This is a genomic window from Streptomyces ziwulingensis (assembly GCF_039542605.1).
GTDB classification, from domain to species: Bacteria; Actinomycetota; Actinomycetes; order Streptomycetales; family Streptomycetaceae; genus Streptomyces; species Streptomyces ziwulingensis.
Genome location: NZ_BAABIG010000007.1, coordinates 207373 through 233614, shown reverse-complemented (window position 1 = coordinate 233614; position 26242 = coordinate 207373). Strand labels below are relative to the sequence as shown.

At 72.4% G+C, this 26242-nt stretch carries 19 protein-coding genes; 10 read left to right on the top strand and 9 right to left on the bottom strand.

Annotation, left to right across the window (positions count from 1 at the left end; translation table 11 throughout):
* The first annotated feature begins 72 nt into the window (after positions 1 to 72).
* A complete protein-coding gene (locus ABEB00_RS03915; RefSeq protein WP_345617433.1) occupies positions 73 to 909 on the top strand; it encodes an aldo/keto reductase in 837 nt (278 codons plus the stop codon).
* Between the two features lie 91 nt (positions 910 to 1000).
* Here ABEB00_RS03915 and ABEB00_RS03910 read toward each other — a convergent pair whose 3' ends face one another.
* Together ABEB00_RS03910 and ABEB00_RS03905 are read right to left on the bottom strand one after the other, a co-directional pair.
* Positions 1001 to 1873, bottom strand: a complete 873-nt coding sequence (locus ABEB00_RS03910; protein ID WP_345617432.1) for a class I SAM-dependent methyltransferase — start codon at positions 1871 to 1873, stop codon at positions 1001 to 1003.
* A gap of 146 nt (positions 1874 to 2019) precedes the next feature.
* Positions 2020 to 3759 carry a glycoside hydrolase family 6 protein gene (locus ABEB00_RS03905; RefSeq protein ID WP_345617431.1) on the bottom strand — a complete coding sequence of 580 codons (1740 nt, stop codon included), beginning with the start codon at positions 3757 to 3759 and terminating at the stop codon, positions 2020 to 2022.
* A gap of 302 nt (positions 3760 to 4061) precedes the next feature.
* Here ABEB00_RS03905 and ABEB00_RS03900 point away from each other — a divergent pair, with 302 nt between their 5' ends.
* Complete coding sequence (locus ABEB00_RS03900) at positions 4062 to 6977, top strand: glycoside hydrolase family 48 protein (RefSeq protein WP_345617430.1); 2916 nt, start codon at positions 4062 to 4064, stop codon at positions 6975 to 6977.
* A 118-nt stretch (positions 6978 to 7095) separates the two neighbouring features.
* Positions 7096 to 9741, top strand: a complete 2646-nt coding sequence (locus tag ABEB00_RS03895; RefSeq protein ID WP_345617429.1) for a cellulose binding domain-containing protein — start codon at positions 7096 to 7098, stop codon at positions 9739 to 9741.
* Here ABEB00_RS03895 and ABEB00_RS03890 read toward each other — a convergent pair.
* The 4 genes from ABEB00_RS03890 to ABEB00_RS03875 form a co-directional block, all read right to left on the bottom strand.
* The gene (locus ABEB00_RS03890) at positions 9738 to 10481 is read right to left on the bottom strand and encodes a DinB family protein (RefSeq protein WP_345617428.1); all 744 of its coding nucleotides are present in this window, start codon (positions 10479 to 10481) and stop codon (positions 9738 to 9740) included. The genes ABEB00_RS03895 and ABEB00_RS03890 overlap by 4 nt on opposite strands.
* A gap of 151 nt (positions 10482 to 10632) precedes the next feature.
* Positions 10633 to 12519 (bottom strand): rhamnogalacturonan lyase, encoded by a 1887-nt coding sequence (locus ABEB00_RS03885; protein WP_345617427.1) that lies wholly within the window; start codon positions 12517 to 12519, stop codon positions 10633 to 10635.
* 40 nt (positions 12520 to 12559) lie between these two features.
* Positions 12560 to 13345 (bottom strand): class I SAM-dependent methyltransferase, encoded by a 786-nt coding sequence (locus ABEB00_RS03880; RefSeq protein WP_345617426.1) that lies wholly within the window; start codon positions 13343 to 13345, stop codon positions 12560 to 12562.
* Between the two features lie 5 nt (positions 13346 to 13350).
* The gene (locus ABEB00_RS03875; RefSeq protein WP_345617425.1) at positions 13351 to 13656 is read right to left on the bottom strand and encodes a 4a-hydroxytetrahydrobiopterin dehydratase; all 306 of its coding nucleotides are present in this window, start codon (positions 13654 to 13656) and stop codon (positions 13351 to 13353) included.
* 187 nt (positions 13657 to 13843) lie between these two features.
* On the opposite strand from ABEB00_RS03875, the gene ABEB00_RS03870 reads away from it, so the two are divergent.
* The 5 genes from ABEB00_RS03870 (at position 13844) to narI (ending at position 21397) form a co-directional block, all read left to right on the top strand.
* Positions 13844 to 14707 carry a helix-turn-helix domain-containing protein gene (locus ABEB00_RS03870; protein ID WP_345617424.1) on the top strand — a complete coding sequence of 288 codons (864 nt, stop codon included), beginning with the start codon at positions 13844 to 13846 and terminating at the stop codon, positions 14705 to 14707.
* A 168-nt stretch (positions 14708 to 14875) separates the two neighbouring features.
* Entirely contained in the window at positions 14876 to 18571 is a 3696-nt protein-coding gene (locus ABEB00_RS03865) for a nitrate reductase subunit alpha (RefSeq protein WP_345617423.1), read from the top strand.
* Positions 18571 to 20184, top strand: a complete 1614-nt coding sequence (gene narH / locus ABEB00_RS03860) for a nitrate reductase subunit beta (protein WP_345617422.1) — start codon at positions 18571 to 18573, stop codon at positions 20182 to 20184. The genes ABEB00_RS03865 and narH overlap by 1 nt, the downstream gene beginning before the upstream one ends.
* Positions 20184 to 20678, top strand: coding sequence for a nitrate reductase molybdenum cofactor assembly chaperone (narJ, locus tag ABEB00_RS03855; protein WP_345617421.1), 495 nt, complete (start codon positions 20184 to 20186; stop codon positions 20676 to 20678). The genes narH and narJ overlap by 1 nt, the downstream gene beginning before the upstream one ends.
* Positions 20675 to 21397, top strand: coding sequence for a respiratory nitrate reductase subunit gamma (narI, locus tag ABEB00_RS03850; RefSeq protein ID WP_345617420.1), 723 nt, complete (start codon positions 20675 to 20677; stop codon positions 21395 to 21397). The genes narJ and narI overlap by 4 nt, the downstream gene beginning before the upstream one ends.
* A 63-nt stretch (positions 21398 to 21460) precedes the next feature.
* Here narI and ABEB00_RS03845 read toward each other — a convergent pair whose 3' ends face one another.
* The 3 genes from ABEB00_RS03845 to ABEB00_RS03835 all read right to left on the bottom strand — a co-directional run bounded on the left by ABEB00_RS03845 (position 21461) and on the right by ABEB00_RS03835 (position 24723).
* The gene (locus ABEB00_RS03845; RefSeq protein ID WP_345617419.1) at positions 21461 to 21886 is read right to left on the bottom strand and encodes an OsmC family protein; all 426 of its coding nucleotides are present in this window, start codon (positions 21884 to 21886) and stop codon (positions 21461 to 21463) included.
* Positions 21887 to 22067: 181 nt separating this feature from the next.
* Entirely contained in the window at positions 22068 to 24200 is a 2133-nt protein-coding gene (locus ABEB00_RS03840) for a phage holin family protein (RefSeq protein ID WP_345617418.1), read from the bottom strand.
* Between the two features lie 121 nt (positions 24201 to 24321).
* Positions 24322 to 24723, bottom strand: a complete 402-nt coding sequence (locus ABEB00_RS03835; RefSeq protein ID WP_345617417.1) for a hypothetical protein — start codon at positions 24721 to 24723, stop codon at positions 24322 to 24324.
* Positions 24724 to 24806: 83 nt separating this feature from the next.
* Here ABEB00_RS03835 and ABEB00_RS03830 point away from each other — a divergent pair, with 83 nt between their 5' ends.
* Positions 24807 to 25580, top strand: coding sequence for an MBL fold metallo-hydrolase (locus ABEB00_RS03830; RefSeq protein WP_345617416.1), 774 nt, complete (start codon positions 24807 to 24809; stop codon positions 25578 to 25580).
* The gene (locus tag ABEB00_RS03825) at positions 25577 to 26224 is read left to right on the top strand and encodes a DedA family protein (RefSeq protein WP_425586425.1); all 648 of its coding nucleotides are present in this window, start codon (positions 25577 to 25579) and stop codon (positions 26222 to 26224) included. Before ABEB00_RS03830 ends, ABEB00_RS03825 begins: the two co-directional genes overlap by 4 nt.
* Positions 26225 to 26242: the final 18 nt, after the last annotated feature.

The window sequence follows — 26242 nt, the reverse complement described above, 5'->3', positions numbered from 1 at the left end:
CAGGAATGCGTAACGCCTCCTGATCGTTGAGCATGGGAGCACCACCCGATACAAACGAAGGATCAACAGCTCGTGAGCAGCCAGGTCCCCCCGATCATCCTGAACAACGGCGTCGAAATGCCCCAGCTCGGCTTCGGCGTGTGGCAGGTTCCGGACAACGAGGCCGAGAGCGCCGTCACCACGGCACTCCAGGCCGGGTACCGCAGCATCGACACAGCGGCGATCTACGGCAATGAAGAGGGCACCGGCAGGGCGATCGCCGCCTCCGGCGTCCCGCGCGAGGAACTCTTCGTCACCACCAAGCTCTGGAACTCCGAACAGGGCTACGACTCCACCCTGCGCGCCTTCGACACCTCCCTGTCGAAGCTGGGCCTGGACCACGTCGACCTGTACCTGATCCACTGGCCGGTACCGGCCAGGGACCGCTACATCGACACCTACAAGGCGTTCGAGAAGATCCTGGCCGACGGCCGGGCCCGCGCCATCGGCGTCTCCAACTTCCTGCCCGAGCACCTGGACCGGCTGATCGCCGAGACCTCGGTCATCCCGGCGGTCAACCAGATCGAACTGCACCCGCACCTCCAGCAGCACGCCTCGCGGGAGTACCACGCGGAACAGGGCATCGCCACCGAGGCGTGGTCCCCGCTCGGCTCCGGCAAGGGCATCCTGGAGGTCCCGGCGATCGTGGCCATCGCCCAGAAGCACGAGCGCACCGCGGCCCAGGTGGTGCTGCGCTGGCACCTGCAGCTCGGCAACATCGTGATCCCGAAGTCCGTGACCCCGTCCCGGATCGAGGAGAACATCGCGGTCTTCGACTTCCGGCTGGACGACGAGGACCTCGCGGCGATCAGCGCGCTCAACGAGGACCGGCGTCTCGGTGACGACCCGGCCACCTTCAACGTGGTCTGACCCGTGGTCTGACCCGCCCGCGTCCGCGCCGCACGAAGGCCCGGCACTCCCCGCCGCGGGGGTGCCGGGCCTTCGGCGTGCGCGGGGATGGTCAGGCGGCGCGGGCCGCCGTGTGGACGGTGAGCGCGGCCAGCACGAACAGGTCCGCCCGGCGGTCCAGGCCCGCCTCGTCGGCGGGGTCCAGGAGCCGGTCGAGGGTGGCGAGGTCGTCGGCGTCCAGGAGGCCGGCGGCCATGTGCCGCTGCCGGGAGAGCACGGCGGTGACGAAGGCGCGGGCGGCCCGCGGCACGGGGGCGGGCAGGTCGAGCAGGAAGGTGCGGGTGCCGGTGTGCTTCAGGCCGGCCGCGGTCAGCAGCGCGGGCCAGTCCTCGGTCACGGCGACGGACCCCGGCAGTTCCCGCCGCATCCGCGTGAAGGTGTCCTCGTGCGCCGCGTCCAGCCGGGCCTGCAGACCCGGACGGCCGAAGCCGAGGTCACGGGGGAGGTACCGGGCGGGCAGTCCGCCCTCCAGGAGCGCGAGGGTGCCGCCGGGGGCGAGGCGGGCGGCGAAGGCGGCCAGCGCGGCCCGCTGGTCGCCCAAATGGTGCAGGCTGCGGCCGGCCCACATCAGGTCGGCCGGGTACTCCAGGCCGTCCAGGACCTCCGGCAGCTCGCCGGCGAGGGTGCCGAAGCGGTCGGCGAGGCCGTGCCGGGCGGCGCGGGCGCGGGCCCGGTCCAGCAGCGGCGCGGCGCCGTCGGCCGCGACGACCCGGGCGCCGGGGAAGGCGTCGGCGAGCAGACAGGCGACCACGCCGGGTCCGCTGCCCACGTCGACGACCAGACCGGGATCGGTGACGTCCCCACCGATCCAGGCCATGGCCTGGGCGTACAGCGGCGAGTACAGCTCCGCCTCCGCCTCCAGGAGCGGGGCCATCGCGGCCCAGTCGAAGTCGTCGTGACCGTGGTGGTGGTGGTCGTGTCCCATGCTGGCGGCTCCCGTGTCGTGGTGCCGCCCAGCGTGCTCCGGGACCGGACCCGTCGGCAAATTCTCTTGCCGGAACAGCAAGAACGTGTCGCGGGAGGACACCGGGGGGCCGGGCCCCTCACGGGAGGGACCCGGCCCGCGTCCGCCTAGGACAGCGGCGGGTAGGCGTTCTGCATGAGCTGCTGGAACTGCGCGGAGAACCAGTGGCCGGACAGCGGGGCGTTCGGCAGGGCACCCGAGAGGTTGTTGTTGTTGCGCGGGTTGCCGGTGTACGTCGGGTCGCACATCCGGTCGAAGCCCTTGCCCTCGTCGTTGGCGATCTCCTCGCTGGCGCCGTCGGACTCACCCGGGGGCTTCATCCAGACGTAGGCGTCGATCCCGGTGGCGGGGTTGGCCCGGGGCCGCTCACCGAGTCCGGCTCCGGACTGGTTGCACCAGTTGCCGAGGTGGATACGGCGGTCGTAGCGGCCCCCGTCGACGTAGGTGTCGACGCTGGTCGTGGCGCCGGGGCCGGTGGGCCGCTGGGTGCCGCCCCAGCCGTTGCGGGAGGTGTCGATGAGCATGCCGAGGTTGGTGTCGAAGCCGATCGAGACCAGCTTGTCGCGCATCGCCTGGGCGTAGGACTGCTCGTCGGTGTAGCGGTTCCAGTCCACCCACTTGGACTGGCGCACGGAGGTGCCGTTGACCGTGTCGTTGATGGTGAAGTTCTGCTCCTTCAGCGCGCTGTAGTTGGCGGTGTTGACGATGAACCCGTGCACGTCGTTCACCGTCGCGCCCTCGGTGGTCGCGGCCACCTTGAACAGGTCGGCGGAGGCGCCGAAGTTGTCGTCCCAGCCGAGCCAGCCGTGGTGGCCGGCGTCGATGTAGTTGTAGACGTTGCCGACGTCGCCCAGCTTGTTCAGGGCGTAGCCGACGCCCTTCTGGTAGTTGCCGTTGGCCTTCATCACGTCGCAGTTGGGGGTGGCGGTGGCCCGCGGCGTGGTGTTGGTGACCAGGTTGGGCAGCGAGTCGATCTCGACGGTGGTGACGATCCGCAGGCCCGCGTACTTCGGGTCGGCGAGGATCGCGGCGATCGGGTCGATGTACTGCGTCTTGTACTTGTCGATCTCCGTCGGGCCCAGTTCGCCGTTGGAGGCGAGGGCGGCGCAGTCACGGCCGGGCAGGTTGTAGATGACGAGCTGGATCGCCAGCTCGCCGGAGCCCTTCTGCTCCAGTGCCTCGTCGAGGTGGTCGCGCAGCCCCATGCCGCCGTTCACCCCCGCGATGGCGGCGGTGCGGTCCAGCCAGACACCGGTGGGCTGGTTGGCGATCCGGCTGCCACCGGGCTCGGCCGCGGCCTTCTGCGACCACTCCGGGTTCACGTACACCTTGGCGCCCTCGTAGGGGTTGTTCACCCGGGTGGACGGATCGGTGGGGTCGGTCGGATCGGTCGGGTCGGTGGGGTCCGTCGGATCGGTCGGGTCACCGTCGTCGACGTTGCAGGTCACACCGTCGAGGGTGAAGGTGGCCGGGATCGCGTTGGTACCGCTGTAGCTGCCCTGGAAGCCGAAGCTCACCGAGGAGCCGGTCGCCAGGGCGGCGTTGTAGGACTCGTTCGCCGCGGTGACGGCCGTCCCGCTCTGACTGAGCTTGGCGTTCCAGCCGCTGGTCACCTTCTGGGTGCCGGCGTAGGACCACTTCACGGTCCAGTTCGACTTGGCGGCGCTGTGGTTGGTGACGGTGACGGCGGCAGTGAAGCCGGTGCTCCACTGGTTCTGCACCTGGTAGTTCACGGTGCACGGGACGGCCGCGGTGCCGACGTCCCCGGGGAGGGCGGCGACCGCCGTGCCGGAGGCCCCGGCGACGAGCGCGAGGGCGGCGAGTAACGCGGTTCTGCTACGGCTCATGGGGTGCGGGTTTCCTCTTCGATCGAGACGCCGAAAGACGTCGTCAGCCGACTCGGACAGGTCCGTGACGGACGAGCCCGTTGATGGAACCGCTCCCACTGGTGTCAACGAAGCTAGCGCCAAGTGCGGGCAAAGAACAGAGTCGTTCGCAACATTCCCGAAACTCTGCACGTCGAATTTTTTCGACTCTTCAAGCACCTTGACCGCTCACAGCCGTCTCCTCAACATGGGAGCGCTCCCACTGGTTCAAGGCTTGTTGCTCCTCCCCCCTCGCTCCCGAGCCGCAAGGAGGAACCAGCACCATGCATCCCGCTCGAAGACGCCGCGCCGCGCGGCGGCTGTGGACGGCCGCGCTGGCGGCGTTCGCGCTCCCGCTCACCCTGGTGGGCACCGGCACGACCACCGCCCAGGCGGCGGTGGTCCAGTGCAGCGTGGACTACAAGACGAACGACTGGGGTTCCGGTTTCACCGCCGAGCTGACCCTCACCAACCGCGGTACCGAGGCGCTGGACGGCTGGGCGCTGACGTACAGCTACGCGGGCGACCAGAAGCTCACCAACGGCTGGAACGGCACCTGGACCCAGTCCGGGAAGTCGGTGAGCGTCACCAACGCCGCGTACAACGCCCGAATCGGCGCCGGCGCCGCCGTCACCACCGGCGCGCAGTTCACCTACAGCGGCGCCAACGCCGCGCCGACCGGCTTCGCGGTCAACGGCACCTCGTGCACCGGCGCCCACCAGCCACCGCTCACCGTGCTGACCAGCCCCGCTCCGGGCGCCGTCTACAGCCAGGGCGCGGCGGTACCGCTGGCGGCCACGGCCGCGGCGGCGGACAACGCCACCGTCACCAAGGTGGAGTTCTACGACGACAGCACCCTGCTGGGCACCGACACCAGCGCGCCCTACACGTACTCGGCCTCCGGGCTGACCGTGGGCAGTCATTCACTGCTGGCGAAGGCGTACGACAGCCTGGGCGCCTCCGGCGACTCCACGCCGGTCGGCGTCACGGTCGCCGCCGGACCGGTGGTCGTCGCCACGCCCGCTCAACTGGGCGTACGACAGGGCGAGTCGGGCTCGTTCGAAGTGAAGCTCTCCCAGCAGCCGGCCGCGAACACGACGGTCAGCACCACGCGGGCGAGCGGCAGCACGGGCCTGTCCGTGACCGGTGGCGGGTCGCTCACCTTCACCCCGGCGAACTGGAACACCGCGCAGAAGGTGACCGTCGGCGCCAACGCCTCCGGCACCGGTTCGGCCGTCTTCGAGTCCACCGCACCCGGCCACGGCAAGGCCGCGGTCACGGTGACGCAGCTCGGGGCGTCCAAGGAGTACGACGCCCGTTTCCTGGAGCTGTACGGCAAGATCACCGACCCCGCGAACGGCTACTTCTCCCCCGAGGGCATCCCGTACCACTCGGTGGAGACGCTGATCGTGGAGGCGCCGGACCACGGCCACGAGACCACCTCGGAGGCGTACAGCTACCTGCTGTGGCTCCAGGCCATGTACGGCAAGGTGACCGGCGACTGGACCCGGTTCAACAACGCCTGGGAGATCATGGAGAAGTACATGATCCCCACCCACGCCGACCAGCCGACCAACTCCGCGTACAACGCCTCCAAACCGGCGACGTACGCCCCTGAGCTGGACACTCCGCAGGAGTACCCGGCGAAGCTGGACGGCTCGGTGCCGGTCGGCGCGGACCCGATCGCCGGTGAACTGAAGTCGGCGTACGGCACGGACGACGTGTACGGCATGCACTGGCTCCAGGACGTCGACAACGTGTACGGCTACGGCAACTCGCCCGGCAAGTGCGAGGCGGGGCCGTCGGACACCGGCCCGTCGTACATCAACACCTTCCAGCGCGGTGTGCAGGAGTCGGTGTGGGAGACGGTGCCGCAGCCCACCTGCGACGCCTTCAAGTACGGCGGCACCAACGGCTACCTGGACCTGTTCACCGGGGACGCCTCCTACGCCAAGCAGTGGAAGTTCACCAACGCCCCGGACGCCGACGCGCGGGCCGTGCAGGCCGCGTACTGGGCGGACCTCTGGGCGAAGGACCAGGGCAAGGGCGGCGAGGTCTCCGGGACCGTCGCCAAGGCCGCCAAGATGGGCGACTACCTGCGCTACGCGATGTTCGACAAGTACTTCAAGAAGGTCGGCAACTGCGTGGGGCCGGCGAGCTGCCCGGCCGGCACCGGCAAGGACTCCTCGCACTACCTGCTCTCCTGGTACTACGCCTGGGGCGGCGCGGTGGACACCTCGGCCGGATGGGCCTGGCGCATCGGTTCCAGCCACACCCACGGCGGCTACCAGAACCCGCTGGCCGCCTACGCCCTGAGCACCTACCCCGACCTGAAGCCGAAGTCGGCGACGGGCGCGGCGGACTGGGCCAAGTCCCTCGACCGGCAACTGGAGTTCTACCGCTGGCTGCAGTCGGAGGAGGGCGGCATCGCGGGCGGTGCCACCAACAGTTGGCAGGGCCGGTACGCCACCCCGCCGGCCGGGACACCGACCTTCTACGGCATGTACTACGACGAGAAGCCCGTCTACCACGACCCGCCGTCCAACCAGTGGTTCGGCTTCCAGGCGTGGTCGATGGAGCGGGTCGCCGAGTACTACCAGCAGAGCGGTGACGCCGAGGCCAAGGCGGTCCTCGACAAGTGGGTCGACTGGGCGCTGTCGGAGACCACGGTCAACCCGGACGGCTCCTTCCGGATCCCCTCCACGCTCCAGTGGTCGGGCAAGCCGGACACCTGGAACGCCTCCTCCCCGGGCGCCAACGCGGGCCTGCACGTCACGGTCGCGGACTACACCAACGACGTCGGCGTGGCCGCGTCGTACGCCAAGACCTTGACGTACTACGCCGACCGCTCGGGCGACACCGAGGCGGCCGGCACCGCCAAGGCGCTCCTCGACGGCATGTGGGAGAACAACCAGGACGCGCTCGGCATCGCCGTCCCGGAGACCCGCGCCGACTACCACCGCTTCGACGACCCGGTGTACGTCCCCGGCGGCTGGACCGGCACCATGCCGAACGGCGACGCGATCGACTCGTCGTCCACGTTCGACTCGATCCGTTCCTTCTACGAGGACGACCCGGCCTGGTCGAAGATCGAGAGCTATCTCGCGGGCGGTGCCGCGCCCACCTTCACCTATCACCGGTTCTGGGCACAGGCGGACATCGCCCTCGCCCTGGGTTCGTACGCGGAGCTACTCGAATAAGCCCCCGCTGAATGCTCCGCGTGCACGGGCCGGGCGGCCCCCTCCCGACGGGGGCCGCCCGGTCGCCGCACGTCCTCCGCTCGCCCTGCCCCGACCTCACGAAGGACGGTCCCCCACCGTGCGAAGAACCCGCATCCTGACCGCCGCGCTGGCGCTCGCGGCCGGCCTGCTGACCGGCGGCCCGCCCGCCGCCCTGGCCGCCGACCCGCCGCCCGCGACGGCGGCCGCGGCCGACACCTACACCTGGAAGAACGCCCGGATCGACGGGGGCGGCTTCGTCCCCGGCATCGTCTTCAACCGGTCCGAGAAGGACCTGGCCTACGCCCGCACCGACATCGGCGGCGCCTACCGCTGGCAGGAGGCGTCCCAGAGCTGGACGCCGCTGCTGGACTCGGTCGGCTGGGACGACTGGGGGCACACCGGCGTGGCGAGCGTCGCCACCGACGCCGTCGACCCGGACCGGGTGTACGCGGCGGTCGGCACGTACACCAACGACTGGGACCCGGGCGCCGGGGCGGTGCTGCGCTCCGCCGACCGGGGCGCGAGCTGGGCCAGGACCGACCTGCCGTTCAAGCTGGGCGGCAACATGCCCGGCCGCGGCATGGGGGAGCGCCTCGCGATCGACCCGCACGACAACGACGTGCTGTACCTGGGCGCGCCCAGCGGCGAGGGCCTGTGGCGGTCGACCGACGCGGGCGTCACCTGGTCGGAGGTGACGGCCTTCCCCAACCCCGGGAACTACGCCCAGGACCCGAGCGACACCAGCGGCTACGCCTCCGACAACCAGGGCGTCGTCTGGGTCACCTTCGACGAGTCGACCGGCGGCGCGGGGACGCCGACGAAGACGATCTACGTCGGGGTGGCCGACAAGGAGAACGCCGTCTACCGCTCGACGGACGCCGGCGTGAGCTGGCAGCGGGTGCCGGGCCAGCCGACCGGGTACCTCGCGCACAAGGGTGTGCTGGACGCCGAGAACGGCCACCTGTACCTCGCCTACAGCGACACCGGCGGCCCGTACGACGGCGGCAAGGGCCGGCTGCTGCGGTACGCGACGGCCACCGGCACCTGGACCGACGTCAGCCCGGTGGCGGAGGCCGACACCTTCTACGGCTTCAGCGGCCTGAGCGTCGACCGGCAGCGCCCGGGGACGCTGATGGCGACGGCGTACAGCTCCTGGTGGCCGGACACGCAGATCTTCCGCTCCACGGACAGCGGCGCGACCTGGACCCGGGCCTGGGACTACACCTCGTACCCGGACCGCGAGAACCGCTACACGATGGACGTCTCGTCGTCGCCGTGGCTGAGCTGGGGCGCGAACCCCGCGCCGCCCGAACAGGCGCCGAAGCTGGGCTGGATGACGGAGTCGCTGGAGATCGACCCGTTCGACTCCGACCGGATGATGTACGGGACGGGCGCGACCGTCTACGGCACGCGTGACCTGACGGCCTGGGACGAGGGCGGCAGAATCAGCATCGAGCCGATGGTCCGGGGCCTGGAGGAGACGGCCGTCAACGACCTCGCCGCTCCCCCGTCGGGCGCCCCGCTGCTCAGCGCGCTCGGCGACATCGGCGGCTTCCGCCACACGGACCTGACGAAGGTCCCGTCGATGATGTACACCTCCCCGAACTTCTCCTCGACCACCAGCCTCGACTACGCGGAGAGCGACCCGAACACGGTCGTACGCGTCGGCAACCTCGACTCCGGTCCGCATGTCGCCTTCTCCACGGACAACGGCGCCAACTGGTTCGCGGGGACCGACCCGTCGGGGGTGAGCGGCGGCGGCACGGTCGCCGCGGGCGCGGACGGCGGGCGGTTCGTGTGGAGCCCGCAGGGCGCGGGGGTGCACTACACGACCGGGTTCGGCACCTCGTGGTCGGCGTCCGCCGGCCTTCCGGCGGGCGCGGTCGTCGAATCCGACCGGGTGGACCCGAAGACCTTCTACGGCTTCAAGTCCGGCACCTTCTACGTCAGCACGGACGGCGGCGCCACCTTCACCGCGTCGGCGGCGAGCGGTCTGCCGGCCGGTGACAGCGTCCGCTTCAAGGCGCTGCCGGGCGGCAAGGGCGACATCTGGCTGGCCGGCGGCGCCGCGGACGGCGCGTACGGCCTGTGGCACTCCGCGGACGGCGGCGCGAGCTTCACCAAGCTGTCCGGCGTCGAGCAGGCCGACACCATCGGCTTCGGCAAGGCGGCCCCGGACGCCTCGTACCAGACGCTGTACACCAGCGCGAAGATCGGCGGGGTGCGCGGCATCTTCCGCTCCACCGACAAGGGCGCGAGCTGGACCCGCGTCAACGACGACGCCCACCAGTGGGGCTGGACCGGCGCCGCGATCACCGGCGACCCGCGGGTGTACGGGCGGGTGTACGTCTCCACCAACGGGCGGGGTGTCGTCTACGGCGACTCCGCCGACCCGGGCGGCGGCACCGGCCCGGGGCCGGCCGGCGCCTGCGCGGTGACCTACGCGGTCACCCACGAGTGGCCGGGCGGTTTCCAGGCGGACGTCACCCTCACCAACACCGGCACCACCGCCTGGACCGGCTGGTCGCTCGGGTTCGCCTTCCCCGGCGGGCAGCGGGTGTCGCAGATGTGGAACGCCGAGCACACCCAGTCGGGCCCGGCGGTGACGGCGCGGAACGTCGGCTGGAACGCGAGGGTGGCAGCCGGTTCGTCGGTGGGCTTCGGCTTCACGGGGAGCCGGTCGGACGGCAACGCCGAACCGGCCGCGTTCACCCTGGGCGGCGAGCGCTGCGCGGTGAGCTAAAGGAGGTGACGGGCCCGCTCGTCGGTGCCGGTGGTGGGGCGGGCCCGCCACAGGTCGCGCAGGAGCGCGATCTCCGCCATGTGATGGATGAACTCGACGTTGGCGCCCCACAGCACGGAGATGAAGGGCTCGTCGGCGTCGGAGCCGTAGGGGTACCGGGAGAGGCCGACGGTGTCGAGCTGCTCCTCGGTCAGCGCGCCGACGTCGGCGCGCCAGCGGTCGATCACCGGCCAGAACCGGTCGAGGGCCGCGGCGGCGGAGGGCGTGAAGTCGACCATCCGCCTCGGATCCTGCCGCCGCTCGCCGAAGGTCCACTCCCAGCGGCCCCGGAACTCGACGTGCAGGTGCGCCAGCCGCCAGGCGAGGGTCGTCACCGGCGTGACGTCGGGCTCGGGCTCACCGGTGTGGGCGAGGACCTCCTCGACCCGTTCGACGGTGACGCTCCAGTCCTCGGCGATCCTCGCGACGCTCATGCCGTCCGCCGCCTGCCGGGCGACCTCGGCGTACTCGCTCGCCGGGATGTCGGGGGCGCCGAGGTCGAGCACCCACTCCCCCGGCCCGAACGCCCGTGGCGTCACCGCCTCGCCGCGGCGCCGCAGCGACCAGCAGCCGGGCACCGGCTCCCACAGGTACTCCTCGTCGCCGAGCCCGGTCAGCCGGACCCGGGCCGCCTCCCATGCCTTGTCGAACTGGTCCAGCAGCAGCCCCAGTCGGTCGGTCCGTACCCCCGCGCTCTCCATACCCGCTCCCCTCACCCTCGCCCGGGACGCCACAGCGCGCCCAGCCGGAAGGTAGCGGGTCGTCCGGCGGGGCCGCGACCCGTTATCGAGCCGGGCGACGCCCAGGGGGGTGAGCGTCGCCCGGCCCAGCCGTTCTCGCCGGTGGTGGGGTCTACGGCGTGTACACCGTCGGCCTCGGGGCCGTGGCCATGCCGCTGCCGAGGTAGAAGCTCGGGTGCGGGGGCTGGTTGTAGGCGGTGTTCTGCCAGGCGAGGCCGGTGCGGTACATCGTGTCGTGGAGGAGGGTGGTGATCTTCGTGGTGGTTTCGACGGGGGTCGAGTAGATGCGCAGCGCGGTGTTGTTGGTGGTGGGCCAGACGACCTCCTCGCGCCAGTCGCCGAGGAGGTCGCCGGACAGGGCCGGCGTCGCCTTGGTGCCGTTGTTGGAGTGGACGCCCGAGGCGGTCAGCAGGCGGGTGTCGGAGGAGGTGCCGTACTTGTCGATGCGGGTGGCGTCGAGGAGTTCGCGGACGGTGTCGCCGTCCCACCAGGACAGGAAATTGACGGAGGACGGCTCCCGGCCCTTGGCCGCGCCGGCCTCGTCGCGCACCGAGGTGTCGGAGGCCGACCAGACCTCCGCGCCGTCGTTGCCCGCCCAGATGTCCCCGGCGACGCCCCGGCCGTTGTCGCAGCAGGCGGCGAGCTTCCAGCGGACGGACCCGTCGGCCGGGTTCAGGTAGACCTCGGCGGGCTGGGAGGTGGACTCGGAGACCTTGAAGTACTCAAGGCCCGAAGTGGACGGGTCGAGGTCACCGAGGTGCTGGGCGTCGCCGTGCCCGGTCCTCGCGGTCCACAGGCCGGCTCCGTTGTCGTCCACGGCCATCGAGCCGTACACGATCTCGTCCTTGCCGTCGTTGTCGACGTCCCCGACGGAGAGGCTGTGCGAGCCCTGACCGTCGTACCCCCTGCCGCTGTTGGAGGAGGAGTTGGTGTCGAAGGTCCAGCGGCGGGTGAAGGCGCCGCCCCGCCAGTCCCAGGCGGCGATCACACTGCGGGTGTAGTAGCCGCGGGCCATGATCAGGGACGGGCGGGCGCCGTCGAGGTAGGCGGTGCCGGCCAGGAAGCGGTCGACGCGGTTGCCGTAGGAGTCGCCCCAGGAGGAGACGGTGCCGCGGGCGGGGACGTGGTCGACGGTGCCCATCGCCTTGCCGGTCCGGCCGTCGAACATGGTCAGGTACTCGGGGCCGGACAGGACGTAGCCGGAGGAGTTGCGGTGGTCGGCGGAGGAGCTGCCGATGACCGTGCCGGTGCCGTCGACCGTGCCGTCGGCGGTCTTCATGGCGACCTCGGCCCTGCCGTCGCCGTCGTAGTCGTACGCCTGGAACTGGGTGTAGTGGGCGCCGGAGCGGATGTTGCGGCCCAGGTCGATCCGCCACAGGCGGGTGCCGTCGAGCTTGACGCCGTCGACGATCGTGTTGCCGGTGTAGCCGGACTGCGAGTTGTCCTTGGCGTTGGTCGGCTGCCACTTGAGGACGAAGTCCAGGGCGCCGTCACCGTCGAGGTCGGCCACGGAGGCGTCGTTGGCCTCGTAGGTGTAGGCGACGCCGTCGGGTGTGGTGCCGCCGGACGGCGGGCTGATCGGCACGTCCTTGTAGCCCGTGCGGAACTGCACGGCGTGCACGGAGTCGGCCTGTTCGACGCCGCCGACCACCGCGCGGACGGTGTAGTCGGCCTGCTCGGGCCCGCCGGAGTGGAAGTAGTTGGTGGAGCCGGTGACCGGGCTGGAGTTGACCTTGGTGCCGGCCCGGTAGACGTTGAAGGAGACGTCGTTCGGGTCGGTGCCGAGCCAGCGCCAGCTCACCAGGTTCCCGGCGGCGGTGTGGACGCTGACGACACCCCGGTCCAGTTTCTCGACCTGCCGGGCGGTCGCCGCCTCGGCGGTGTCGGCGCCGAGCGCGGTCAGGCCGGTGCCGACCAGGGCCGTGACGGCCGCCAGCGGCAGCAGGACGCGCAGCGGACGGTGTCTGCGCGGATGTGCGTGCGGGTGCGGGTGCTTCATGGGGGTTGGCCTCCTGGGAGGGCGGGGGGGGTTCCGCCTCTCAGTCGCCGCTGTGCGCACGGGAGTTGCCGCCCCCGGGGACGGTTTCCGGCTTGCGGAAGGCCCGCAGGGTGAAGACGGGCTCGGGGCGGGGACGGTCCTGGTCGGGCAGGGCGCTGAGCCGGGCCGCGAACTCCTCGGCCCGCGGGTCGCCGGGCGGCAGTGTCATGAACCAGCCGCGGCGCAGGTCGGCGATGGCCCGGCGGGGGCTGCGGCCCTGGCCCCGGCCGGGGAACCGGGCCTCGCCCGCCGGGACCAGGCCGGCCGCGCGGGCCCGGGACTCGACCGCCGCGGAGCTGTCGTGGACCTCGGTCGGCGGGCGGGTGGCGAGGACGGCGTCGATGTCACTGCCCACGTTGTGGGCGGCCCCCTTGTCGACCGTCGTGACGTACACCCCGCCGGGCGCGAGCACCCGCGCGCACTCGCCGACGATGGTCCGCACGCCGTCGGCGGAGCCGGCCAGGTGCAGCAGCCAGACGCTGGTGACGGCGACGAACGGATGTGCCCGGAAGGGCAGCCGGCGGCTGTCCGCCAGCGCGACCGCGCCGGGCAGGCGGGCGGCGGCGTGCCGGGCCATGGCGGCGGTGAGGTCGACGCCGGTCACCCGCAGGTCGGCGCGCGCGGCGGCGAGGCGGCGGGTGACGATGCCGGTCCCGCAGCCCACGTCGAGCAGGCGGCCGGCGGACGGGGGAACGAGGCTCAGTACGGCTTCGGCGGCCGCGGCGGCCCGGGGTTCGCCGCCGCGCAGGGCGTCGTACCGGTCCGCTTCCTTCTCGTAGTCCAGCACACGGTTCAGTGTGCCCCGTGCCGCGCGGACAGATCCTCCACCCGGTGGGCCAGCTCGAAGTCCTTCTCGGTGACGGCGCCGCCCGCGCTGTGGGTGTGCACGCTCAGCGACACCGTGTCGTGTCCGAGGGTCAGGTCCGAGTGGTGGTCGAGCCGTTCCTGGACCTGGGCGATGTGCACGACCATCGCCGTCGCCGCGAAGTGCGAGTCGAGGCGGTAGGAACGGGTGAGGCGGTCGCCGTCGAGCGACCAGGCCGGCAGGGCGGCCAGCCGGGCCTCGATCTCGCGCGGTGACAGCGGCGCTAACGGCACGGGGCATCCTCCGGTCGTACGGCCGTACGACCCTGCGGTCGTGCGGCGGCGGGCGGGCGGGCGGGTTCCGCGTTCAGCCTGCCACAGCGGCGCGGGACCGTCCGTCGGTCACCACTCCCGGCATGACGCTCCCGGCGCGGGACGTGACACACTGCGGGTCCTGATCGGTGTGTCGGAAGGGCGTGGCGTGAGTGACCGGCGGGCCGCACCCACGGTGGGCCAGGTGGTGCTGGGCAAGCGGCTGCAAGAGCTGCGCGAGGCGTCCGGCCTCGGCCGCGAGGACGCCGCGAAGGTGCTGCGGGTCGCCCCGGCCACCGTCCGGCGCATGGAGACGGCCGAGGTCGCGCTGAAGATCCCGTACGTGCAGGTGCTGCTCGGCGCCTACGGGGTGCCCGAGGACGAGGTGACGGCGTTCGTCACCCTCGCGGAGGAGGCGAACCGGCCCGGCTGGTGGCAGCGGTACAGCGACGTGCTGCCGGACTGGTTCAGCCTGTACGTGAGCCTGGAGGGCGCCGCCCGGATCATCCGCTCCTACGAGCCGCACTTCGTGCCGGGGCTGCTCCAGACGGAGGCGTACGCGCGAGCCGTGCTGGCGGCCGGGACGGTCGGCGTCGCCGGCCGGGAGCCGGTCGACCGGCATGTGGCGCTGCGGATGGAGCGGCAGCGGCTGCTGGACCGTCCGCAGCCGCCGCACCTGTGGGTGGTGATGGACGAGACGGTGCTGCGGCGCCCGGTGAGCGAGGACGGCGGCGTGATGCGCGAGCAGATCGACAAGCTGCTGGAGTTCGGCGCGCGGGAGCGGGTCACGCTCCAGGTCGCCGAGTTCGCGACCGGTCCGCACCCGGGGACGTACGCGCCGTTCACGCTGTTCCGCTTCGCCGAGCGGGAGCTGCCGGACCTGGTGTTCACCGAGTATCTGACCGGCGCCCTGTATCTCGACTCCCGCGCCGAGGTCTCCGCCCACCTGGAGGTCCTCGACCACATGACGGCGCTGGCCGCCTCCGCGCAGCGCACCGAGCACATCCTGCGCGAGTGCCGCGAAGGCTACTGACCCGCTCCCGCTCCTGTTCCGTTCCGCTCCTGACCCGTCCCGCTCCTGACCTGTGGGGCCGTCGGCGCACCCGTACGGCCGTCGCGGAACCCGTACGGCCGTCGTGGGCGGGTGCGCCCCCTTGCCCGCCCCTAGGTTCGAGGGGACCAGGCCAGCGAGGGAGCACATGTGACGGAGACTCGGACACCGCCCGCCGAGCCGGGAGCGGCACTGCTGCGCGCGGGGCGGTTCTTCCGGCCCGGGACGGCCGCGCCCGACCTGCACAGCATCGGGCTGGCCGGCGGCCGGGAGGCGGACGCCTTCTACCGGGACCGCTGGAGCCACGACAAGGTCGTCACCTCCACGCACGGCGTGAACTGCACGGGGTCCTGCCGCTGGAACGTGTTCGTCAAGGACGGCATCATCACCTGGGAGACCCAGGCGACGGACTATCCGTCGGTCGGCCCGGACCGCCCCGAGTACGAGCCGCGCGGCTGCCCCCGGGGCGCCGCCTTCTCCTGGTACACGTACTCCCCCACCCGGGTGCGCCACCCGTATGTGCGCGGCGTGCTCCTGGAGATGTACCGGGAGGCCAAGGCGCGGCTGACGGACCCGGTGCTGGCCTGGGCGGACATCCAGGGCGATCCGGAGCGGCGGCGCCGCTACCAGCGGGCCCGGGGCAAGGGCGGGCTGGTGCGGGCGGACTGGGACGAGATGCTGGAGCTGGTCGCCGCCGCCCATGTGCACACCATCGCGACGCGGGGGCCGGACCGGATCGCCGGGTTCTCCCCGATCCCGGCGATGTCGATCGTGTCGCACGCGGCGGGCGCCCGCTTCCACTCGCTCATCGGCGCCCCGATGCTGTCGTTCTACGACTGGTACGCCGACCTGCCGGTGGCCTCCCCGCAGGTGTTCGGCGACCAGACGGACGTGCCCGAGTCGGGCGACTGGTGGGACGCCGCCTATCTGATCATGTGGGGCACGAACATCCCGGTGACCCGCACCCCGGACGCGCACTGGATGGCGGAGGCCCGCTACCGGGGCCAGAAGGTCGTCGTCGTGGCGCCCGACTACGCCGACAACGCCAAGTTCGCCGACCAGTGGCTGCATCCGCACCCGGGGACGGACGCCGCGCTGGCGCTGGCCATGGGGCATGTGGTCCTCAAGGAGTTCTTCGTCGACCGGGAGACCCCGTTCTTCTCGGACTACGTGCGGCGCTTCACCGACCTGCCGTTCCTGGTGACGCTGACCGAGCGGGACGGCGCCCACGTCCCGGCGAAGTTCCTGCGCGCCGCCGACCTCGGACAGCAGGGCGAGGACGCGCGCTGGAAGACGGTCGTGCTGGACGGGGCGACCGGGCGCGCGGTGGTCCCGAACGGCTCGCTCGGCTTCCGCTGGAACGAGGCCGGCCAGGGTCACTGGAACCTCGACCTGGGTGACGTGCGCCCGGTCCTGACCCTGCACGGGCACGAGTCGGCGACCGGCGTGCCGGTGCTGCTGCCGCGCTTCGACACCGAGGGCGGGGAGCACGGGCAGGGGCGCGGCGAGGTGCTGCGGCGCGGGGTGCCCGCCACCCGGCTGGGCGGCCCGGACGGCCCGCTGGTGACGACCGTCTTCGACCTGCTGCTCGCCCAGTACGGCGTCGCCCGCCCCGGCGTCCCGGGCGACTGGCCCGCCTCCTACGAGGACGCGGCCGCCCCCGGCACCCCGGCCTGGCAGGAGACGCACACCTCCGTTCCGGCGGCGGCCTGTGTGAAGATCGCCCGCGAGTTCGCGCGGACCGCCGAGCGGTCCGAGGGCCGCTGCATGATCCTGATGGGCGCCGGCACCAACCACTGGTTCCACTCCGAGACGATCTACCGCACCTTCCTCGCGCTGCTCCAGCTCACCGGCTGCCAGGGCCGCAACGGCGGCGGCTGGGCGCACTACGTCGGCCAGGAGAAGTGCCGCCCGCTGACCGGCTGGGCCTCGCTGGCCGGCGCCCTGGACTGGTCGCGGCCGCCCCGGCAGATGATCGGTACCGCGTTCTGGTTCCTCCACACCGACCAGTGGCGCTACGACCGGTTCGGCGCCGACGTGCTGGCCTCGCCGCTGGGCGAGGGCCGGTTCGAGGGGATGACCGCCGCGGACTGCCTGGCCCAGTCGGCGCGCGCGGGGTGGATGCCGTCGTACCCGACGTTCGACCGCAACCCCCTGGAGCTGGGCGAGGCGTTCGGCGACCCGGTCGCCCGGGCGGTGGCCGAACTGCGCGCCGGAACGCTGAGGTTCGCGTGCGAGGACCCGGACGCGCCGGAGAACTGGCCGCGGATCGTGACGCTGTGGCGGGCCAACCTGCTGGGGTCGTCGGCGAAGGGCGCCGAGTACTTCACCAAGCACCTGCTCGGCACCCACTCCTCGCTGCGCGCCGAGGAGGCCGCGCCCGGGCAGCGCCCCAGGGACGTGGTCTGGCACGACGAGGCGCCCGAGGGCAAGCTCGACCTGCTGCTGTCGCTGGACTTCCGGCACACCTCCTCCACCCTCCTCTCCGACGTCGTGCTGCCGGCCGCGACCTGGTACGAGAAGCACGACCTGTCCAGCACGGACATGCACCCCTACGTGCACGCCTTCTCCCCGGCGGTGGACCCGCCCTGGCAGGCGCGCACCGACTTCGACACCTTCAAGGCGCTGGCGGAGAAGCTGAGCGAGCTGGCCGTCGGCCACCTGGGCGTCCGCAAGGACCTGGTGGCCTCCGCGCTCCAGCACGACACCCCGGGCGAGCTGGCCCAGCCCGGCGGGGTGGTACGGGACTGGCGGCGCGGTGAGTGCGAGCCGGAGCCCGGCCGGACGATGCCCGCGCTGACCGTGGTCGAGCGGGACTACCCGGCACTCGGCGCGAAGTTCGCGGCGCTCGGACCGCTCGTCGAGGCCAAGGGGCTGCCCGCCAAGGGCATCGCGCTGCGGCCCGACGAGGAGGTGGAGGTGTTGCGGGAGCGGAACGGCACCGTACGCGGCGGCCCGGCCGACGGGCGCCCCGCGCTGGACACCGCGGTGAAGGCGGCCGACACGGTCCTCGCGCTGTCCGGCACCACCAACGGCCGCCTCGCCGTGCAGGGTTTCCGCACCCTGGAGGCGAGGACCGGGCAGGCGATGGCCCACCTGGCCACCGAGCACGAGGGCAGGCGCGTCACCTACGCGGACACCCAGTCGGCGCCGGTGCCGGTGATCACCTCGCCGGAGTGGTCGGGCAGCGAGACCGGCGGGCGCCGCTACACGGCGTTCACGCAGAACACCGAGCACCTCAAGCCCTGGCACACCCTCACCGGGCGGCAGCACTTCTTCCTCGACCACGACTGGATCCACGAGGTGGGCGAGGCGCTGCCGGTGTACCGGCCGCCGCTCGACATGCACCGGCTCTTCGGCGAACCGCAGCTCGGACCGGACGGCACCCGCGAGGTGACGGTCCGGTACCTCACCCCGCACAACAAGTGGTCCATCCACTCCGAGTACCAGGACAACCTGTTCATGCTCTCCCTCTCCCGGGGCGGGCAGAGCATCTGGATGTCCCCGCGGGACGCCGACGCGATCGGGGTGGCGGACGACGACTGGATCGAGGCGGTCAACCGCAACGGCGTGGTGGTGGCCCGCGCGATCGTCTCGCACCGCATGCCGCCGGGCACGGTGTACATGCACCATGCCCAGGAACGCACGGTCAACGTGCCGCTCACCGAGACCACCGGCAGGCGCGGCGGCACCCACAACTCGCTGACCCGCCTGCTGCTCAAACCCAGCCATCTGATCGGCGGTTACGCCCAGCTCTCCTGGGCGTTCAACTACCTCGGTCCGACGGGCAACCAGCGCGACGAGGTGACGGTCGTCCGCCGCCGCGGCCAGGAGGTCGAGTACTGATGCGCCCGATGGCCCAGATCGCGATGGTCATGAACCTCGACAAGTGCATCGGCTGCCACACCTGCTCGGTGACCTGCAAGCAGGCGTGGACCAACCGCCGGGGCATGGAGTACGTCTGGTTCAACAACGTGGAGACCCGCCCCGGCCAGGGCTATCCCCGGCGCTACGAGGACCAGGAGAGGTGGCGGGGCGGCTGGGAGCTGAACCGGCGCGGCGCGCTGAAGCTGAAGGCGGGCGGCCGGCTCAAGAAGCTCGCCGGGATCTTCTCCAACCCGAAGCTTCCGGAGATCAAGGACTACTACGAGCCCTGGACGTACGACTACAAGAACCTGACCGACGCCCCGCTCGGCACCGACTATCCGGTGGCGCGGCCGATCTCGCAGCTCGACGGCAAGCCGATGAAGATCGCCTGGTCGTCGAACTGGGACGACAACCTGGGCGGCGCCCCCGCGTACGGCGACCTCGACCCGATGGTGGAGCGCACCCGGCGGGTGGCGAGCGAGAAGGTGAGGTTCGCCTACGAGCAGACGTTCATGTTCTACCTGCCGCGCATCTGCGAGCACTGCCTCAACCCCTCGTGCGTGGCGTCCTGCCCGTCGGGGGCGATGTACAAGCGCTCCGAGGACGGCATCGTCCTGGTCGACCAGGACCGCTGCCGGGGCTGGCGGATGTGCGTGACCGGGTGCCCGTACAAGAAGGTGTACTTCAACCACCGCACCGGCAAGGCGGAGAAGTGCACCTTCTGCTATCCGCGCATCGAGGCGGGCCAGCCCACGGTCTGCTCGGAGACCTGCGTGGGGCGGCTGCGCTACCTCGGGGTGGTGCTGTACGACGCCGACAAGGTGACGGCCGCCGCCGAGACGCCGGACGAACACGACCTCTACGAGGCCCAGTTGGGCGTGTTCCTCGACCCGGAGGATGCCGGGGTGCGGCGGGCCGCGGCGGCGGCCGGCATCCCGCACGACTGGCTGGAGGCGGCCCGCCGCTCCCCCGTGCACGCGCTGGTGAGCAGGTACCGGGTGGCGCTGCCGCTGCATCCGGAGTACCGGACGATGCCGATGGTCTGGTACATCCCGCCGCTGTCGCCGGTGGTGGACGCGCTCGCGGAGACCGGGCACGACGGCGAGGACGCGGGGAACCTGTTCGGCGCGATCGACACGCTGCGCATTCCGCTGGAGTACCTGGCGGAGCTGTTCACCGCCGGTGACACCGGTCCGGTGCGGGCGTCCCTGGAGAAGCTGGCCGCGATGCGCTCGCACATGCGGGCGGTCAACCTCGGTGAGGAGCCCGGCCCCGAGGTCGCGGCCGCCGCGGGCATGACGGCCGGCGAGATCGAGGAGATGTACCGGCTGCTGGCGATCGCCAAGTACGAGGAGCGGTACGTGATCCCGACGGCGGCCGTCGGTGACGCGCACCGGCTGGAGGCCTCGGCGCTGCCGGACACCTGCAGCCTGGACACCGACGGCGGGCCCGGCATGGGCGGCGACGGGCCGTTCGGCCAGGACTCGGGACGCCGACGGCTGCCGCTGGTGCCGGTGGAGAACTTCCACATCCTTCGCCGCCGGCAGACCGCCGACGACGAGGCCGACACGGCCGACGAGAGGGAGGTCTGATGCCCGGCTTCGAGGTGCTCTACCAGGCGGCGGCGCTCTGCCTGACCTATCCGGACGAGGAGTTCCGGGCCCGGCTGCCGCTGCTGCGCGAGGCGGCCCCGCAACTGCGCGTCTTCACCGACCACGCGGCCTCCACCGGGCAGGCCGAACTGGAGGCGCACTATGTGGAGGTCTTCGACTTCAAGAACCGGCACAGTCTCTACCTGAGCTGGTGGAGCGACGGCGACACCCGGCGGCGCGGCATGTCCCTGGTCCGGTTCAAGGAGCTGTACCGCGTCCACGGCCTGGAGTTCACCGGCGAGGAACTGCCCGACTTCCTGCCCGCGGTGCTGGAGTTCACCTCCCGCACCGGCGACCTGGGGCTGCTCGTCGAGCACCGCGACGCCCTGGACCAGCTCCGCGCCCGGCTCGGGACCGCCGGGACGCCGTACGCGTGCGTCCTGGACGCGGTCTGCGCCACCCTGCCGCCCGCACCCGCCGGAGCCCGCCGGTGACCCTTCTCCTGTGGGGCGTGCTGCCCTACGCCGCCTTCGTCTCCCTCGTCGCCGGGCTGGTCTGGCGCCACCGCTACGACCGGTTCGGCTGGACCACCCGCTCCTCGCAGATCTACGAGTCGAAGCTGCTGAACATCGCCTCGCCCGTCTTCCACTACGGCATCCTCTTCGTCCTGATCGGCCACCTGATCGGGCTGTTCGTGCCGGAGTCGTGGACCGACGCGGTCGGCGTCGACGAACGCGCCTACCACCTCTTCTCGCTGTTCGGCGGCACGGCCGCCGGGGTGCTCACGGTCGCCGGGATCGGCCTGCTGGTCTACCGGCGGCGCACCAACGCCCCCGTCTTCCGCGCGACGACCGGCAACGACAAGTTCATGTACGTCTTCCTGCTCGCCTCGATCGTCCTGGGCATGGCCGCCAAGCTCACCCACTCCTCCGGCACCGGCTTCGACTACCGGCACAGCATCGCGCCCTGGTCGCGGAGCCTGTTCCGGCTCGACCCGGAGGTGGGGCTGATGGGGGGCGTGCCGGTGCTGTACCAGGTGCACGCGGTGGTCGGCATGGTGCTGATCGCGCTGGTGCCGTACACCCGGCTGGTGCACATGTTCAGCGCGCCGGTGCAGTACCTGTTCCGGCCGTACGTCGTCTACCGCTCGCGCGACCCCCGGCAGCTCGGGCCGCGCGCGGACCGGCCGGGGTGGGAGCGGGCCGAACCGTAGGGCGCGGGCCGCGGCCGCCGCGCGGGTGTCCGCCGGGGCGGTCCGCGCGGCGCCCGCGGCGGGTCAGGCGAGCTTCGCCGACAGCGTGATGGTCGTGCCGGTCAGGGCCTGGCTGACCGGGCAGTTCTTCTTGGCGTCCTCGGCGGCGGCGGTGAAGCCGTCGGCGTCCAGGCCCGCGACGGTGCCCTCCACGGTGAGGTGGATGCCGGTGATGCCCTCACCCGGCTGGAAGGTGACGTCGGCGGAGGTCACGAGTTTGGTGGGCGGGGTGCCGGCCTTCGCCAGGCCGTTGGAGAGCGCCATGGAGAAGCAACTGGAGTGGGCGGCGGCGATCAGCTCCTCGGGGCTGGTCTTCCCGTTCGCCTGCTCGGCGCGGGACGGCCAGGACACCGGCTGCTCGCCGATGCCCGACGAGTCGAAGGTGACGACGCCGTTGCCTTGGAGCAGGTCGCCTTCCCAGACGGTGTGTGCGGAGCGCGTGGTTGCCACGACGATTCCTTTCGGGTGCCGGGGTTGGTGCCCCGGCTTGCTCGGTGTGAGTCGTGCGGGTCGGTTCGGGTTTCCCGGACCCATCCGATCACACTCCGGGGCAGCCCACGCGGAACAGCGGCCAGCGGCCACCCGTTCCGGCGGCGACGGTGGACGGGACCCGGCGCCGCGGTGCTCCGCCTCAGGCGCTTTTGTCCGGTACGACCTCGTCGGCGACCGTGAACGGCACGCCCTCGTACACCTCGTGGCGGGGGTTCTCCAGCGGTACCTGGGGGCCGTTGGACTCCTGCAGCCAGCGGCGCAGCACCCGGTGGATCTGTTCGGCGCCGACGAGTTCCGCTCCTTCCGCGACCGGCGCGGACAGGGCGGCCGGGGAGAGCAGGAACGCCTTCGACTGGGCGCCGCCGAGGCCGCCGTGCGAGCCGATCTGCTCCTCGAAGGCGAGGACCTCGCCGTCGGCCGGGTCGAGGGAGGAGTTGACCATGATGTCGGCGGTGTGCGGGAAGGAGTGGGTGCGGCGCACGGCGTCGGCGGCGCCGGGCCCGAAGACGGCGAGCGGGCCGGGGTTCTCGGCCAGGCGGTCCAGGGGTATCTCCGCGCCGCGCGCGCCCAGCACCAGCCCGTCGTGCTCGTCGTCGGCGTGCTTCTCGCTGCGCACCAGCAGGAAGCCGACGCCGGGGTGGTTGGCGAGGGTGGTGAGCAGCGCGGGGTGGCGGGCGTCGATCTCCTCGCGGCTCATCCGGTGGCCGACGTCGGGGAAGGAGATCAGGCCGAGGTTGCCGGAGGCCAGCACGATCGGTTCGGCGCCGGGCTCGGGGCGGTACTGCCCGGCGCTCTCCTCGACCGGGCGGCGCAGGGCCGCGCGGACGGTGTTGCGGGCCTCGGCGCCGCTGTGGGTGCGCTGCGCGCGGCGCGGCACGGCCAGTCCGCAGCCGGCCCGGACCAGGTCGGCGAGGGTGAGGCCGTAGCGGGCGCGGAAGGTTTCACCGGGGCTCTGGCCGTGGTCGGAGAGCACGACGATCCGGTACTGGCGGGGGGCGTGCTCGGCGGCCTTCTCGATCAGGGCGAGGGAGCGGTCCAGGCGCTGGAGGACCTTGCCCGCGTCCCGGCCGAGCGGCCCGGAGTGGTGTGCGACCTCGTCGTAGGCCACGAGGTCGGCGTAGACGGCGGTGCGTCCGGCGAGCATGTCGCCCACCACGGCGGCGACCACGACGTCCCGTTCCACGACGGTGGCGAAGGCCCGCACCAGCGGGTAGAGGCCGCCGCGGGAGACGCGGGGGCGGTGCTTGCGGGAGCGGGCGGACTGGCCGATCTCCCGGCCGACCTCGGCGACGAAGGACAGGGCGGTGCGGACCGCGTTGGCCGGGTCGCAGAAGTAGGCGAAGTACCCGGAGCGGGACCGGGTCTCCCGGCTGCGCCGGCGGGCGGCGATGGACAGGACCAGGGCCTGTTCGTCGGCGCCGCCGCCGAACAGATTGCCGCGGCTGGCCCCGTCCGCGGTGAGCAGCCCGCCGTCGCCGGTGTACTCCACCGCCCGGCGCTCCAGTTCGGCGGCGCTGGTCGGCCGGTTGCAGACCATGACCTCCCCGCGCTCCTTCTCGTACCAGCGGAAGGCGGGGATGTCGTAGTTGCTGCCGTGCAGGATGCCGAGCTGGCTGGCGCCGGTCTGGCTGGACCAGTCGGTGCGCCAGGGGGTCAGCCGGTGGGTGCCGGGCCGGCCGGCGGCGCCGTCCAGCCAGCGGGCGACGGTGGGCATCAGGCCCTGGGCGACGGCGGCGGTGAGCACGTCGTGGCCGACGCCGTCCAACTGCAGGAAGACGGTGCCGGGTCCGGACGGGCAGGCCGGTCCCGATCTGCGGCGGCGGTCGGCGAGGCGGTAGAGGCGGCGCCGGTAGGCGTCGTCGTCGCGTACCGCGAGGGCGGCGCCGGTGGCGGAGGCCACGGCGGACATCACGGCGGCGACCACGACCGCGGTCTCGGGGGCGGCGGCGCCGTGCGGCTCGGGGTTGAGCCGGAGGGCGACGAGCAGCAGTCCGCCGTTGAGGAAGAACACGAGCAGTCCGAGGACGAGCGCGGGCACCAGCAGCAGCAGGCGGACCAGCAGCGGCCAGACCAGCGCGGACAGCAGGCCGAAGACGCCGGCGCCGAAGGCTGCGGTGGCGGCGATGTCGGTGGCGCTGTCCCCGTCGGTCGACTGGAGCTGGAAGTCCGGCAGGAGGCCGGCGAGCACGAGCATGGTGACGGTGGACACCGCCCACACCGCGACGCTCCGGCCGATCTGACTGGCGATCCGCCGCCAGCGCCCTGCGTCCACTTCGCCCACACCTCACGTTCCGGCCCGCCCTGTGCGCGGGTCCCCTCACCCTGCCACAACGCCCGGGGAGCACTTCCCCGGGCCCTTGAGCAGCGGGAGGCCGCTCCGGGCGCGGCCGCGCTCAGCGGCCGTCGTAGCCCGCCGTGGGCATCGAGAGGCGGCGGTGCACGCACGCCTTCATCTCGGCGTCGTAGGCCGGCTCCGCGTGGCCGGCCGTCTCGACCCGGACCCCGCGCCGCGCGCACTCCGCGGTGAACTCCTCCACGGAGGCGAGCGCGCTCAGCAGCACCCGGTGGCTGGGGGCCACGAACACGTCGCTGCCCGGCCGGACGCCGTCCCACAGCACGTCGTGGTCCGGCCGTAATCCGCTGACCAGCAGTTCCCGGGTCACCACATAGCCGTGTTCGGCGGCCCACCGCGCGCACATCGCGTGCTGGCTGCGGGAGTCCACCAGGAAGGGATCGGAGTCCAGCTCCTCCAGCGGCGTCAGACTCGCGATCGCCGTCACCCGTACCGGTCCCATGGCGTCCCCCTCACCTCCGGTTTTCGTCGCCGACCCTACTCCTGCACGTAGTCTTCGGGGAGTCGCGCGAAGGAGGCGAAGAGGTGCCGGCGGAGGTCACCTGGTGGGGTCATGCCACCTGCACGGTCGAGGATTCGAACATACGTGTGCTCACCGATCCCTTGTTCGCGCGTCGGTTCGCGCATCTGCGCCGCCGACGCGGCGCCCCGCCGCCGCCCGACGCCTGGCGGGCGGACGTGGCGCTCGTCTCCCATCTGCACGCCGACCACCTGCACCTGCCGTCCCTGGCGCGACTCGCGCCGGGCACGCCCCTGTTCGTGCCCCGGGGCGCACCACGGGCGGTACCGGGGCTGCGCCGGCTGGCGCACCTGGACCTGACCGAGGTGGCGGCCGGCGACGAACGGCAGGTCGGGGCGGTGCGGATCCGGGTGGTGCCGGCCCTGCACGACGGGCGGCGGCTGCCGCTCGGCCCGCAGCGCTGCCCCGCCCTCGGCTATGTGATCGAGGGCGAGGCCCGGACGTACTTCGCCGGGGACACCGCGCTCTTCGACGACATGGCGAAGGAGGTCGGGCCGGTCGACGCGGCGCTGCTGCCGGTCGGCGGCTGGGGGCCGCACCTCGGTGAGGGGCACATGGACCCGGGCCGGGCGGCCCGGGCCCTGGCCCTGCTGGCGCCGCGCACCGCCGTACCGGTGCACTACGGCACGTACTGGCCGTACGGGATGGACGCCGTGCGCCCCCACGAATTCCACGCCCCCGGTGAGGAGTTCGCGCGCCTTGCCGCGCTGCACGCGCCGGAGGTGACGGTGCACGCGCTCCGGCACGGGGAGAGCGCGCGTCTGGAGGCCGCCCGGTGACGTGGCTCGCATCCGCCCCCGCGACCTGGCTCGCGGCCGTCCCCACGGTCCTCCCGGCCGCGGCGACCCAGCAGGCGCTGGGCTATCCGTCGCTGTTCCTGCTGGTGCTGATCGGGGCACTGGTCCCGGTGGTGCCGACCGGGGTGCTGGTCAGTTCGGCCGCCGTGGTGGCCTTCCACCAGACGGCGATGTCGCTGGGGTTCGTGTTCCTGACGGCGTCGCTCGCGGCCTTCCTCGGGGACGTCGCCCTGTACTGGCTGGGGCGGCGCGGGATGACGTCGAAGAACGGGTCGCGCTGGCTGGAGGCGATCCGCTCGCGCGCCCCCGAGGACCGGCTGGAGCAGGCGCAGGGGAAGCTGGCCGAGCACGGTGTCGCGGTGCTGGTGCTGTCCCGGCTGGTGCCGGCGGGCCGGATACCGGTGATGCTGGCCTGTCTGCTGGCCGAGTGGCCGCTGCGCCGCTTCGTCCGCGGCAACCTGCCGGCCTGCCTGGCCTGGACGCTGACGTACCAGCTCATCGGGATCATGGGCGGCTCGCTCTTCCCGGAGCCGTGGCAGGGCGTGGCCGCGGCGATCGCGCTGACGGTGCTGGTCAGCGCGGCGCCGAGCGTGTGGAAGCGGGTGTGGCGGCCGCAGAAGGCGTGAACCGTACGGGGTCCGCCG